Origin of the sequence: Brevibacillus fluminis, from assembly GCF_003710825.1 — a bacterium.
GTDB classification, from domain to species: Bacteria; Bacillota; Bacilli; order Brevibacillales; family Brevibacillaceae; genus Brevibacillus_D; species Brevibacillus_D fluminis.
The window spans coordinates 310,436-323,979 of the sequence record NZ_RHHQ01000017.1; the positions used below are offsets into that span (position 1 = coordinate 310,436).

Consider the following 13,544-nt stretch of genomic DNA (forward strand, 5'->3'; position numbering starts at 1 on the left):
GGCTGAAAAAGCAAGCGTATAAACCGGGGACTGGTGATCCCCGGTTTTTGTTTAACGCGATCGATTCGATCCTAACACACGTCCGGGAAGGTCTCGGGGCGACGATCCTCTCCCGTACGCTACTGGAGCAGGAAAACGACGGAGAACTGGATATGATCGAGATTGACAAACCGATTTGCTGCGAAATTGGAATCGTCGACCATAAAGACAAGTACATGGGCTCAGCAGCGCAAGCCTATATGCGCTTGTTGATGGAACATTGCGCGGCGTTTACAGGTAACCAGGAACGCAGTGCGTGATAAGCGTGACATCCAATCCACTACAAGACGAACCTGCGAGTGGAATACATGGGAAAGGGCCAAAATGAAAGGGAAGGAGGCTGGTTGTTTTGAACAAAAAATTTTCTTTCTTGCTCGCGGTACTCCTGATCGGTTCTGTCATGGCCGGTTGTTTTTCCAGCGGAGGGGCAAGTACGGCACCGTCTGCTGAACAAGAAGGGCAGACAGGCAACCATTCCGCAGAAAATCACCAACCGCCTGTAAGTGAACCGAATACAAGCACTCCACCGGTCACCCCGGACCCAGTGACAGAGCAACTAAACCGTTTGTCCCTTGAGGAAAAAATTGGTCAGTTGGTGCTGGTCGGCATGGACGGAACGACTATCGGCACACAGGCAAAAGAGATGATCGAGCAGTATCATATCGGCGGATTTATTTTTTTCAAACCGAATATCCAGAATGCCACACAAGCCGTTTCCTTGTTCAATTCGCTAAAAGAAACGAATCGTTCTGTCAATCCCATTCCGTTGTTTCTTAGTGTGGATGAAGAGGGCGGGAGAGTCAGCAGACTCCCGAATTCGCTTGTCAAACTGCCGGCAAGTGGAACGGTCGGCAAAAAGGACAACCCTGATTTTACGCGTGGGCTTGGCCAGCTTTTGGGGAGCGAGCTGAAAGCATTCGGTCTGAATGTAGATTTTGCCCCGGTGATGGATGTGGCAAGCAATCCGAAAAACCCGGTGATTGGCGACCGTTCGTTTGGCAGTGACCCAAATCGAGTATCTCGCCTTGGTGTTGCAGAAATGGAAGGTATTCAGGCAGAAAGCGTCATCCCCGGTATTAAGCATTTTCCTGGGCACGGTGACACCTCAGTCGACTCGCATCTAGGTTTGCCGATCGTTCAACACAATATCAAGCGGCTTCGCAGCGTTGAGCTTGTACCATTCGCCGATGCCGTACGAGCTGGCGCCGATTTGGTGATGGTGGCGCACATTTTGTTGCCCAAGCTCGATCCTGACCATCCTTCATCGTTTTCCCAGCCGATCATCACCGGGTTGCTGCGGAAGGAACTGGGCTTTGGCGGTGTCGTGATTACGGACGACATGACGATGGGCGCGATCGCGAAGCATTACGACATCGGAGCGTCAGCCGTACAGGCTGTTCTTGCCGGCGGCAACATCGTGCTGGTCGGCCACGAGTTCGACAAGCAGGCGACAGTGCTGCATGCATTGAAACAGGCAGTACTGAACGGAAGCATGCCGATGAAAACAATTGATGAACGCGTCTATCAAATACTCGCCCTCAAACAAAAATACAAGCTCACTGACAAAAGTGTCCCACCTGTCAATGTCAAGCAATTGAACCAGCAAATCACAGGTGTTCTGAACCGTTTTAAATGAGTAGAATCCCAACGAATAAAACCGTACCAATAGAAAAAAAGGATACATGTAAACACGAGACAGCCAAACGCCGTTCAAACCGACCGTCGCTTGGCTGTCTCGTTTTATGTGGCCATCATTCCTTTTGTCATCGCATCCGGTGCGCTTTTTTCGTCACCATGTTGTGAGGAGCCGGAGCAACCATGGAAACATCATTGCTGATTTGATTGACGATATACACCCGACCGTTTCGAGGATTGAGGACACCCGCAGTGGCACCTACGCCAATCTGCAAGTCCGACAAGATCATGTTCCTACGTCCGTTGATGACCGATAGTCTGCTATGCTGCGTAGGGGAGGGACCCCCGATCGTCGCGACGAAAATTCGGTTTACGCACGAATCGATGATCGTAAGCGACGGAAATACACCATCGGGAATGCGCGTGATCACCTTGTTCGAACGTCCGTTGATGACCGCAATGGTACGGCCATTATCGTCAGGCGCATAAATGCGGTTTGTCACCGGGTTGATGCCAAAATTCCCAACGTCCCCGATGTTTTCAATCGACGCGATTTTTTTGTTAGTCTTGCCATCGATGACGACCATCGTCGTCTGTTTAAACGGCCCGCTAACGACATAGATTCGGTTGGTCTTGCCATTGATTTTAACCGTCGTCGGGGTTTCACCGACCACGACAGTCGTTATGACGCGATTTGTCTTGCCATTGATCACCGACATCGTTTTGCTTGCTGTATTCAGTACATAAATCCGGTTTGTCCGCACATTGACGGCAAGCGTGTCGGCACCGGCCACAGAGGGATTTTGTTTGCCGACCTTGATGGTGGCCATCACCTTCATCGTTTTTCCATCAATGACCGAGACTGTATCACTTCCCATGTTCAGCACATAAATACGGGTCGTTGCAGAATTAACTTTAATAGCGCTTGGCATGTTTCCGACGCGAATGGTTTTCACAATCTGATTTGTCACACCGTTCACGACACTGACGCGGCCAATAGAATTACTACTCGTGACATAGATCAGGTTGGTCCGGGGATTGATCGCTGCATTGCCAGCTCGCAACGGGATTTTTACCTTTGTTGTCACGCGGTTCGTTCGGCCGTTAATGACAGACAGCGTGCTATCTCCGTTATTGACCACATAGATGCGGTTTGTTTTGAGGGCAAAAACGGCAGCGACCGGATTGTCCCCGACTTTAATCGTGCGGATGACCCGATACGCATTCGAACCCATACGCTTTCGTAAACGCTTGGTTGGTGTCAAGAAAAGCACCCCTCGCCTCAATTGTTCTCGTACAAGTAAGGTATGTACGTGTGCGGGGGCCCGTTTGTTTTCATGCCTAACCTAGGAAGAATAATTCCCCATCTGGGGCATGAGAGAACCTCTTTAGGGGGTAGATTGATACCTGTACTTCTCGTAAAGTAAAAAAATACACCAAAATAGTTTTGATTGAGAAGAAACGAGCGTTCAAATGAACCAAACAGGAGGAGTTTCTTTGGTACAAACCAATCGTTCCACTGAAGAGAATTTTTTATTGTACATTCGTGAAATGACACACTTGCAAGAAGTGTTGAACCTCTTGTTCTGGGATACTCGTACCGGAGCGCCCAAGAACGGGTTGGAGCTAAGAGCGGAGGCAGTTGGCACCATCTCTGCTAAAAAGTTTGCGATGTCGATTTCAACTGAAATGAAAGCATTCATCGATGAATTAACCCAGTGCAACAATTTTCAGGAGCTTTCACCAATTACACGAAAAGCACTTGAACATGCGAAAAAGGAATATGAACTTCATACGAAAATTCCAATGGAAGAATACAAAGAGTATGTGATCGTGAGGGAGAATGCAAGTAAAGCTTGGGAGGTAGCCAAAAAAGAGTCGGATTATTCCATTTTTCAACCCCACCTTGAAAAGCTGGTTACCTACAACAAACGGTTTATCACTTATTGGGGCTATCAAGGGAATCCGTATAATGCATTACTTGATTTGCAAAATCCTGGGATGACGGTTGATATTTTGGATCGTGTCTTTGCTACACTCAAAAAAAAGCTTATTTCACTCTTGAATCGCGTAAAGGAAGCAAAAGGGAAACCCACGACTACATTTTTGTTTGAACGATTTTCAATTGCAAAGCAAAGAGATTTAAATCGATATCTTTTAAAAGAATTGGGATATGATTTCGATCGTGGTCGTCTTGATGAAACCGTACATCCTTTTGCGATGGAACTAAATCGCAATGATGTTCGCATCACCACCCGCTATGACGAGTTTGATTTCAAGTCGGGCTTATTTGGAACGATTCATGAGTTCGGTCATGCCTTATATGAGCTGAACATCTCAGACGAACTGATTGGAACCCCGCTGTGTAATGGAACGTCGGCAGGCATTCACGAATCTCAATCTCTGTTCTGGGAAAAAATGATTGGGCTGAATAAAAACTTTTGGAAGCGTTTTTACCCGGCTTTAAAACAATACAATCCTGATCAATTTAACGGGGTAGAAATCGATGAGTTTTATCGTGCAATCAATTCGGTTCAACCTTCTTTTATCCGTGTAGAAGCAGATGAATTGACGTATCCTTTGCATGTCATTCTTCGCTATGAGATTGAAAAAGGCCTGTTTAACAATGAGATTGAATTGAGTGATCTACCTGATTTATGGAATCAAAAGATGGAGGAGTATCTTGGTATCACCCCAGATAATCATGAAAAGGGTGTACTTCAGGATATGCACTGGTCTGCTGGTATGTTTGGGCTTTTTCCTTCGTACGCATTAGGCTACTTGTACGCTGCTCAGTTTCGGAGTGTTATGTTGAAAGACTTAATCGAGTTTGATCATTTCGTAGAGAACGCGAATTTTATACCGATTCGAGAATGGTTAGCTCAGACCATTCATGTTCATGGGAAAATGAAAGAGCCGAACGATCTTTTACTTGAGGTTACGGGAGAAGAGCTCAACCCGGATCATCTCATTGCTTATTTGGAACAAAAGTATGGCGAAATCTACAATTTAGAAAGCGAATCGTAGGCAAGATTGGTAAGGGAGGTTCATCGAAACCATGGAAGCTAAAGAGCATCTTCACAACCTGCTCAATCATGTATGGAACCGGAAAGTAAATCGCAAGCTTTCTCTTCAATTGAAACAGGGTCTACTTGTTACAAGTCTACCAAAAGGAAATTTGCAGGAAGCTGAAGAAGATCACGACTTCGCAATTGATTCGCTTGCTGTTTTGAAAAAAATGAATAAAGCTGGTCTGTCTTACGAGGATCAGCTGAATTATGCGTTCTTACAAGAGTATTTGCTACAAGAGTCAAGAAAGGTCGATCTATGGTGGGCTGAGTTTCCGGTTACTCCATATACCCTTTATTGGATGAACATCTATGCCCAAACCTTGTTCGCACCGTTTTCGTTTCAAAAAAAAGACGATATGGATCGGTATTTACATCTTCTCCATGAGTTTGGCGATGCAATTTACACCGTGCTATTTAAATTACAAGCGCAAGCAAAAAAAGGATGGTACGTCCCCATTCCAGCTCTTCCAAAAATTATTGAGTTACTTATTCAATTACAGCAGACGATCCCTGCGCTATTGACTGTTACCCCTACGCGTCTGCATCGATTGGATAAATCGGTTTCCATGTCTTTTTCCGAACAGGTTGACCAAACCATTACGAATCGTATTGTAGCTGCCTATCAGGAGCTTCTTACGTTGCTTCAAGCGCAGGAATATCAGTCCGCTTGTCCGGAGCGTGTGGGAATCGGTCAATATCCGGGTGGAGAAGAAGCTTACAGACATCTGGTGAGGATGCATGTTACGTACGACATCGAACCGGATAAAATCCACCTAATTGGCCTTGACCAGGTAAGACAGCTGACGGAGAAGATGAGAACAGTGCGAGAGAGTTTGGGATTTCAAGGTTCGGAAGCAGCTTTCATGGAACATATCAAAACCAGCGGCCGACTTTACGCAAAAAGCCCGGAGGACGTCGAACAACGATATCACTTTCATCTCAATCGGTTGAAACCTTTGATCCACGATTATTTTCATACTATTCCAAAATCAATTTACCAAGTGAAACGATTAGATGCCGCATATGAAGCGAGTGTTGCTTACGGATATTTCGATCCACCTTCCAGTACAAACCCGATCGGAACGTATTACTACAATGGTTCAGGACTTGAAACCAGATCGCAATTAACCGCATCCACACTTATCTATCATGAGATTATTCCCGGCCATCATCTGCAAATTGGTTTACAGCTTGAAAATCAACAGTTGCCTGCTATTCGAAGAGAATCTATGGAATTGACTGGCTACCTCGAGGGATGGGCAGAGTACGGAGCGGGATTGCCTTACGAAATGGGACTCGCTCATGATCCCTATGACTGGTATGGACGACTGCTTCATGAACGATTTATTGCGCAGCGGCTCGTGGTCGACACTGGGATGAATGTGCTTGACTGGTCTTTACAGCAAGCAAAAGAGTATATGGCGAAAACAACAATTGAATCAGCCGAACAGATCGAAGCAGAAACATTGCGATATTCAACCGAGAGTCCGGCACAAGCTCTTGCTTATCGATTAGGTTATCTGAAATTTAGGGAGCTTCGAGAGAAAACCGAGAAATCGCTCGGCTCCCTTTTTGATCGGAAAGACTATCACGAGGCAATACTATCACCTGGCTCCTTACCTCTGTATGTATTGGAGGAGCATATCGATCACTTTATCAAGGAACGCACTCAATGATAGGTAATGGGGGAATTCATGTGAATAAACGGAATCATCTCTGGTTTGGATTGTTTGTCATGGTAATCGCCATTGTAACAGGCTGCGCGAATCCGAATCAACCAACAGCAGAAGGGGAGGGTTCGTCGACTAGCAATTCGGTTTCAACACCGACAGAAAAGTCACAGGGACCCCAAATCCTGAAAACGAATCTGCTTTCCGAACCTCCTTCAGTTGACCCTGCATTGGCAGAGGATGTAACATCAATGGCTATCGTTCGAGCTGCTTTCGATGGCTTAACCCGTAAAGATAAAAATGGAAAACTGATGAATTCAGTCGCTGAAAAAGTGGATGCGTCAAAGGATATGATGACGTACACATTCAAGCTGCGCGATACCAAATGGAGCAATGGAGACCCGGTAACAGCGCAGGATTTCGAGTTTGCTTGGAAAAGAGCACTGGACCCAAAAACAGCATCCCCACGGGCGAATCAGTTATATTTTATAAAAAATGGTGAAAAGGCAAATCGAGGAGAGGTAGGAATTGATCAAGTTGGGGTAAAAGCCCAAGATGACAAGACACTTGTCGTAACACTGGAAAAGCCAACACCCTATTTTTTGGAACTGACCTCTGATTTTATCTATTATCCCGTTAATAAAAAAGTGGTCACTTCAAACCCAAAATGGGCAATGGAAGCTGCTACTTTACTTGGCAATGGGCCATTTAAAATGGAAACGTGGAATCATAAAAGTAATCTTGTTCTAGTGAAGAACGATCAATACTGGGATAAAAACGCAGTAAACCTAGAAAAACTTGACTTTTCCATCATTAACGATGAAAATACTGCTTTATCGATGTTTGATAATGGTGAATTTAACTGGTTAGGCTCCCCGTTGTCTTTTTTGCCAGTCGATGCGATCCCTGAATTAAAAAGTGCCGGTAAGTTGACAACTCAGCCCGTTGCCGCTACGTACTGGTATGAGTTCAACACCGAAAAGCCCCCTTTTTCAAATGCATCCATACGTAAAGCGTTTGCGTATGCGATTAATCGCCAAGAAATCGTTGATAATATCACCCAAACCAACGAAGTGCCTGCTTTCGGCTTGGTTCCCAGCTCCATGTCTTTAAAACCGGATGGGTACTTTACGGACAACCAAGATGAGTCCGCAAAAAATATGTTGGAAAAAGGCATGAAGGAACTTGGCATAAAGGAACTACCACCCATTACGCTCTCATTCAACACTGCGGAAACGCATAAGAAAATTGCAGAAGCAATTCAGGCGCAATGGAAGAGAGTGCTAGGGGTAGAAGTGAAGTTGGAAAACAAGGAATTTAAAGTGTTTCTTGAAGACTTGCACCAAGGTAATTTCCAAATCGGGCGGCTCGGTTCGTCTGCAAGCATCAATGACCCCATTGAATTTCTGAAAATCTTCAAAGATAAAAACGAAAGCAACATGTCTCGATGGGAAAATCCAAGGTACAAAGAATTATTGAACAAATCCGATTTCGAACAGGATCCCGACAAACGTCGAGCTATTCTTCAAGAAGCAGAATCACTTCTAATGGATGAAATGCCGATTGCACCCATTTATTATTACAGCATGTCATGGGTGAAGAACGATCACGTGAAAGGCCCTATCGTTGATAATTTGGCAAAAGTGGACTTCAAATGGGTTTCGATTGAGTAGTTAGTCAAGATCGTATCCCCTCAAAGTAGACAGTAAAAGGGAGGCCCCAGACTGTTTGCTTGGAGGGGATTTTTTCTATCATACAAACTGCTAAAAAGGAATCTGAGCAGGCGCACAGAATTGGGTTACAAAGTGTTGGAAACTCGGTTTCACCAAAACGGCAGGAGGTTCATGTGAACAACGAACGTTCAAGTACAGCGGTAACACGCATGCAGGCTTTGAGCAAAGTAGCGATTGCGTTAAGCGAGACGTTGAGCTTAGATCAGCTCTTGTATAAAGCAGTCGCTCACTGTATCGAAATCTTGAACTTTGATGCAGCCGTGGTCTATTTTCTCGATACAGAAGGACAACAGTTTGTCGCCAGCCATTTTCATGGCATCGACCATGCGTCTATCGCACAATTGCAAACGCTTCCAACCGATTGTATTGGAGGCATCGTCATCAAAAACGGCAAAACGGTCATAACTGAAAATTTGGCCCCTTACCACCAGCAACGTCCACAGGTGGAAGGGTTCGCTTCCCTCTTGTCGGTACCGATCAAGGCGAGGAAACAGACGATCGGCGTACTGGACGTTTTTAGCAAAGCGTATCGGGACTTTAGCCCCGAGGACATTACGTTGGTTGAATCGATCGGGATGCAAATCGGCGTGGCGAGCGAGAATGCCAAACTTTTCGAGTCAATCGCCAGTGTCACAGGAAAACTCAGAGAATTGGTTCAATTAAATCAACGGCTCGCATCCTGTTTGCATCTGGATTCCCTTATCCCCTTATTGACATCTGAGCTCGCAAGCGTGTTCAAGGCAAATGTTTCGTTTTTGCACAAGGTTGGCGAACAGGCCGTCCTAATCCACTCTTCGGTGGCTGACAGCGACATTTCGGCCCCTTATGAGAAGCAAGTGAACACACTTTTGCATGCAGAACCTGATTTGATTCACGTCTATCACGAAAATGAAAACGACTCGCTGTTCCCTTTTTTCGTGCAATTCAACATGAAACAGGCCGTGTACGTACCGTTTGTGTACGGTGACAACCTTCATTGTCTCCTGATCGGTAAAAGCAGCGACGAGCCGTGGTCTGCAACCGAACGGGAAGTCATGGAAGGCATCACAAAGACGATCTCATTGGCATTGACGAATTGCTATCTGTTCCAGGAGGTCGAAAAAGGAAGAGAACAAAATTCCAATTTGCGCGCATTGCAAATCAGCGCACAGGAGAAAGAACGACAGCGCATCGCGCAGGAAATCCATGATTCGATCAACCAATCGTTGTCCGGCATTTATTTTCACCTGCAATATTGCCGCGATGAAATCGAGGATTCGCCGCAAAGAGTAAAGGGGATTCTCGACAAGCTCCTGCTTATCACCAAAGAGAACATCAATGAGCTACGCCACGTCATCCACGATTTGCATCCGCTGGCGATACAAAAATTCGGGTTCGTCGGTGCTGTGGATGAACTGGTAAAAACCTTTTCTTTGCAAGAGATCATCCAGATTCACTTGAGCGTCAGCGGACAGCCGGTTCGCTTCAAGCCAGAAGTCGAAATCCATCTCTATCGCGTTATCCAAGAATGCGTGAACAATATCATCAAGCATGCAGGAGCGGGAGAGGCGTTTATCCGCATGACGTTTGACGATGTGAAGCTGTCCATCGTAGTGGAGGATCATGGGTGCGGATTCGAACCGCAAAAACTTAAGGGAAGTCATGCGTACGGAATTATGGGTATGGAAACCAGAGTCCGTGATATCGGAGGAGAGATGGTGCTGACAAGTAAGCCGGGGCATGGCACCAAAATCGAAATATCGCTGCAAATCGACTTACGTGGGGGAGGGGTGGACCATGAATGAAATCCGCATCTTTATCGCCGATGACCACAATATCGTCCGTGATGGGTTGCAATTGCTATTCGAGACGTCCCGTTTTCGCGTGATTGGCGAAGCAGCTGACGGTGAAAGTGCGCTGCGCAAAATTTTAGCAGAACGACCAGACGTGGCGATCCTCGACCTGAATATGCCTGAAATGGATGGAATCGAGGTCACCAAGCGAATCAAGGAGAAAGATCCGGCGATCAAAGTCATGATACTCACCATCTATACGGAAGAAAAGTTTCTCGTCGAATCGATGCTGGCGGGAGCGGACGGCTACGTACTGAAAACCATCACGCGGCCGGAGCTTTTTCATGGGATCGAACAAATCACGAACGGACACAAATATATCGACGCCAACCTCATGCAGCGCGCTTTTTTTCATGTCATCAAGGGGGAGCAGCAAAAAGATGCGTTGTTAACTGAACGGGAATTGGACGTGCTCAAATTGATGGCGCGCGGCAAGACGAACAAAGAAATTTCCACTGAGCTGTATCTCGGTTCCGATACCGTCAAGGAATACGTGACCGCTATCATGAAAAAATTAGACAGCAAAAACAGAACCGACGCCGTGGCAAAAGCAATCCGTAACCAAATCATTTTATGAGTCAAACCACCGCCTCCCGACATCCGAGGGCGGTTTTTTTTCTGAAAAACGTCTCGACGTTTTTGCAAAAATCCCCGAATGGGGGAAGCAAAAAACCTGTTTGGGGGGAAGTTTCGATTCGAAATTCGTCGTAGAGTAGAGGAAAGCAAGCAGCTCAAAGGTAGCTGCTTACGATTGAAAGCGATTACGAGAAGGGATGATTTCAGATGATATACCGTGAGAAGATCAAGGGGAAATTGGCGATTGGACAAGAACTGCTGTACCTCAGCATGCAGGATGTGATCGATACTGGAATTACGGTGGACGAGATCATTGACCTTACGGAAAAAGCAATGATCGCCTACAGCACCAAGAAGGCAGAGATGCCAGCGAAAATCGGTTTGCATCCCCAACCGGATTCATTGATGCACGCAATGCCAGCTTATTTGCCGGAAGAAATGGCGTGCGGGATCAAATGGGGAAGCAATTTCCCAACGAACCGCGAACGTTTTCCCGAACTAACCCCAACCAATTGTCAAATCATTTACAATGATCATGAATCGGGCCTGCCACTAGCATTCCTTGATGCGACATGGATTACGGAAGTGCGCACCCCAGCGGTTACGCTCGTCGCCGCCAAATACTTGGCGAATCGGGATGCGACGACATTCGGGATGTTTGGCTGTGGCATCCAGGGCAAGGCCCATGTCAAAATGATCGAACATGTGCTACCAAAGCTTGAGACGATCTATGTATTCGACGTTTTTGAAAAAGCGATGGATGCACTGATCGAGCAATGCCAACCACACGTCAATGCCAAAATCGTCAAGGCATCGTCCTATGAGCAGGTCGCAAAATCATGCGAGGTCATCGCATCGGCGATCCCAATCCATCATCATCCGCATCCGATGGTCAAAACCGAATGGATTTCCAAAGGACAGACGCTGATCACCTGCGACTGCCACTCTGTCTATGAGGACGGCGTTTACAAAAAGGCGGACATTTACACCGTAGACAGTGAAGAGCAGCATCGGCTTCTGGAAACATACGGGTATTATCCGTGGGGCCTACCTACGATCTATGCGGAAACAGGGTTGGTGGCGGCAGGAGACAAGCCTGGCCGTACCAGCAGCGAGCAGCTGATCGTCTCAAACAATGTCGGTATGGCGGTGGAAGATATCATCATCGCGAGAAAAGTGTTCGATCATGCATTGGAGCGGGAAATCGGTTTGAAGCTGCCACTGTGGAACAAAACACGGTGATCGTTGAAAAAGAAGGGGATGGTAGTCCATGATTGATCCACGGTCCATCAATTTATCTGATCCCAAATGGCTCCCAGGAGAGAAACCGATTATCAAAAACGTTCGGGCTGCGGTAAGCGCAGACAACGCGGTTGTGACCTATACGATGTTGAAAGTCATGGAGCAGGGCGGCAATGCTGTCGATGCCGCCATTGCGGGGTGCATGGTGCAAGCAGCGTGTGAGCCGTTTATGACCAATCATACAGGTACCGTCACCTTCCTGTTTTACCATGCTAAAGAAGGTCGTTATTACCAGTTGGATTCAACCGGAACCTTCCCGTCTGATTTGCCGCCGCATATGCCAGTGCCGCAAGGGATGGGCACCTATGCGAAAATCCCGCCGCGCTCTGTCATTCCCGGATTTATGCCGGGCCTGAAAGCGATTCATGAACGTTTCGCGACGCTGCCGTGGGGAGCACTTTGCCAGGAAGCGATCTGGTGGGCGGAGAATGGCCATCACGTCTCCAACTTTGAGCATGAAGTCAATTTGTTCGGCGAGGACTTCATCACATTTTTTCCGGAGGGTAGAGCGTTTTATATGCCGAACGGTCGTTTTCCGGTGGTTGGTGAGCGTTTCGGCTCTCCTGAAATGGCGCAAACCTTGCAAAAAGTGGCGACGGAAGGCCCCGACTACATGATTACCGGGGAGTGGGCGGACGCTTTCATTGAAAAAGCGAACGAGCTGGGCTGGAAGATTACCAAAGACCATATGACCGAGACGCCGCCACGCTGGATGGAACCACTCCGTTTCAAAGTCGGCGATTATGAAATTGTTTCGCTCGCGCCTCCGCAGCAACAAGGTGTGTTCATCGCTTTGGTTCTCGGCATTTTGGAGCATGTCGGAATCAGAGACGTGCAACCATTTTCGGCCGATCACATTTTTTACATGGCACATGCATTAAAACTAGCGCAATCGCTGTGCGGTTACCTTCATGATCCGAACATTTTGCATGTGAATACGGCGAGCTTCCTCGATCCAGCTTTTCATGCAAGTTTGGCCAATCTGGTTAACGGGATGAAGCCCAAAATCGATCTGACCCAACACGCTACCTTCACGACTGGATTTGGTGGAGCCACATCGTTCATGGACAGTATGACAGGCGGCAAAATGCCCACTCCTCGTCAAAATAGCCATCACGATCAGCCATCAGGCAGCTGTGAGCTGAGCATCGTGGATACGGAAGGGAACTGGGTGCAAATGATGAACACGTTGCAGTCCGGTGGCATACCTGGGCAGGTCGTGAAAGGGATTCCGATGGTCGGTTCCCATGCGTTGCCCAATTTTCAGGCAAGCTCGATGCAATATTATCAAGCGAAAGGTGCAAGGATGCGGTGCGTGATCGGGAATACGATGGTGCTCAAAAACGGCAAGCCGATTCTTCAGCTCGGTTCCCCAGGGAACGTGCATGTGACCGTGCCGCAAGTGCTGTGCAATCTCCTGTTCTTCGGCATGGATCCCTATGAGGCGATTCGAGCGCCACGCATGCTCGGGCTGCAGGAAGGCGGTACCGTCGTCATCGAGGACAGAATCACCGAGGATGTGCAAAAAGAACTGCTCGCGCGTGGGCTGCGCATGAAAGTGTCCGGCGTATGGGACTATCACATGGGTTCTTTTCAGGTTTGCTACCTCGATCAGAAAACGGGCGAGCTCTGTACGGTTGCCGATCCGAGACGCTGCGGTGTGGCAGATGGACTGGCGTAAAAATC

Annotated in this window: 10 protein-coding genes; 9 read left to right on the top strand and 1 reads right to left on the bottom strand. The window is 47.2% G+C overall.

The genetic code is table 11. The features are described 5' to 3' along the window. Positions 1-2: 2 nt before the first annotated feature. On the top strand, positions 3-299 hold the full coding sequence (locus EDM56_RS21640) for a LysR family transcriptional regulator substrate-binding protein (RefSeq protein ID WP_281274978.1): 297 nt from the start codon (positions 3-5) through the stop codon (positions 297-299). An 89-nt stretch (positions 300-388) separates the two neighbouring features. Continuing rightward, a complete protein-coding gene (gene nagZ, locus EDM56_RS21645) occupies positions 389-1,675 on the top strand; it encodes a beta-N-acetylhexosaminidase (protein WP_246009480.1) in 1,287 nt (428 codons plus the stop codon). A gap of 127 nt (positions 1,676-1,802) precedes the next feature. Here nagZ and EDM56_RS21650 read toward each other — a convergent pair whose 3' ends face one another. Continuing rightward, positions 1,803-2,939, bottom strand: a complete 1,137-nt coding sequence (locus EDM56_RS21650) for a YncE family protein (protein ID WP_122919994.1) — start codon at positions 2,937-2,939, stop codon at positions 1,803-1,805. Between the two features lie 232 nt (positions 2,940-3,171). Here EDM56_RS21650 and EDM56_RS21655 point away from each other — a divergent pair, with 232 nt between their 5' ends. The 7 genes from EDM56_RS21655 to EDM56_RS21685 all read left to right on the top strand — a co-directional run bounded on the left by EDM56_RS21655 (position 3,172) and on the right by EDM56_RS21685 (position 13,539). Continuing rightward, a complete protein-coding gene (locus EDM56_RS21655) occupies positions 3,172-4,701 on the top strand; it encodes a carboxypeptidase M32 (protein WP_425456340.1) in 1,530 nt (509 codons plus the stop codon). Positions 4,702-4,732: 31 nt separating this feature from the next. Continuing rightward, the gene (locus tag EDM56_RS21660) at positions 4,733-6,421 is read left to right on the top strand and encodes a DUF885 domain-containing protein (RefSeq protein WP_122919996.1); all 1,689 of its coding nucleotides are present in this window, start codon (positions 4,733-4,735) and stop codon (positions 6,419-6,421) included. 59 nt (positions 6,422-6,480) lie between these two features. Then, positions 6,481-8,088, top strand: coding sequence for a peptide ABC transporter substrate-binding protein (locus tag EDM56_RS21665; RefSeq protein ID WP_122920036.1), 1,608 nt, complete (start codon positions 6,481-6,483; stop codon positions 8,086-8,088). Between the two features lie 173 nt (positions 8,089-8,261). Continuing rightward, the gene (locus tag EDM56_RS21670) at positions 8,262-9,932 is read left to right on the top strand and encodes a GAF domain-containing sensor histidine kinase (protein WP_122919997.1); all 1,671 of its coding nucleotides are present in this window, start codon (positions 8,262-8,264) and stop codon (positions 9,930-9,932) included. After that, the gene (locus EDM56_RS21675; RefSeq protein WP_183192548.1) at positions 9,925-10,557 is read left to right on the top strand and encodes a response regulator transcription factor; all 633 of its coding nucleotides are present in this window, start codon (positions 9,925-9,927) and stop codon (positions 10,555-10,557) included. Before EDM56_RS21670 ends, EDM56_RS21675 begins: the two co-directional genes overlap by 8 nt. 206 nt (positions 10,558-10,763) lie before the next feature. Next, complete coding sequence (locus tag EDM56_RS21680) at positions 10,764-11,798, top strand: ornithine cyclodeaminase family protein (protein WP_122919999.1); 1,035 nt, start codon at positions 10,764-10,766, stop codon at positions 11,796-11,798. Between the two features lie 28 nt (positions 11,799-11,826). Then, positions 11,827-13,539, top strand: a complete 1,713-nt coding sequence (locus EDM56_RS21685) for a gamma-glutamyltransferase (RefSeq protein WP_122920000.1) — start codon at positions 11,827-11,829, stop codon at positions 13,537-13,539. Positions 13,540-13,544: the final 5 nt, after the last annotated feature.

What these genes read in the sequence shown, in the direction of transcription:
- EDM56_RS21660 (WP_122919996.1), top strand. Translation starts at nt 4,733, where the DNA reads ATGGAAGCTAAAGAGCATCTTCACAACCTGCTCAATCATGTATGGAAC.
- EDM56_RS21665 (WP_122920036.1), top strand. Translation starts at nt 6,481, where the DNA reads ATGGTAATCGCCATTGTAACAGGCTGCGCGAATCCGAATCAACCAACA.
- EDM56_RS21675 (WP_183192548.1), top strand. Translation starts at nt 9,925, where the DNA reads ATGAATGAAATCCGCATCTTTATCGCCGATGACCACAATATCGTCCGT.
- EDM56_RS21680 (WP_122919999.1), top strand. Translation starts at nt 10,764, where the DNA reads ATGATATACCGTGAGAAGATCAAGGGGAAATTGGCGATTGGACAAGAA.
- EDM56_RS21685 (WP_122920000.1), top strand. Translation starts at nt 11,827, where the DNA reads ATGATTGATCCACGGTCCATCAATTTATCTGATCCCAAATGGCTCCCA.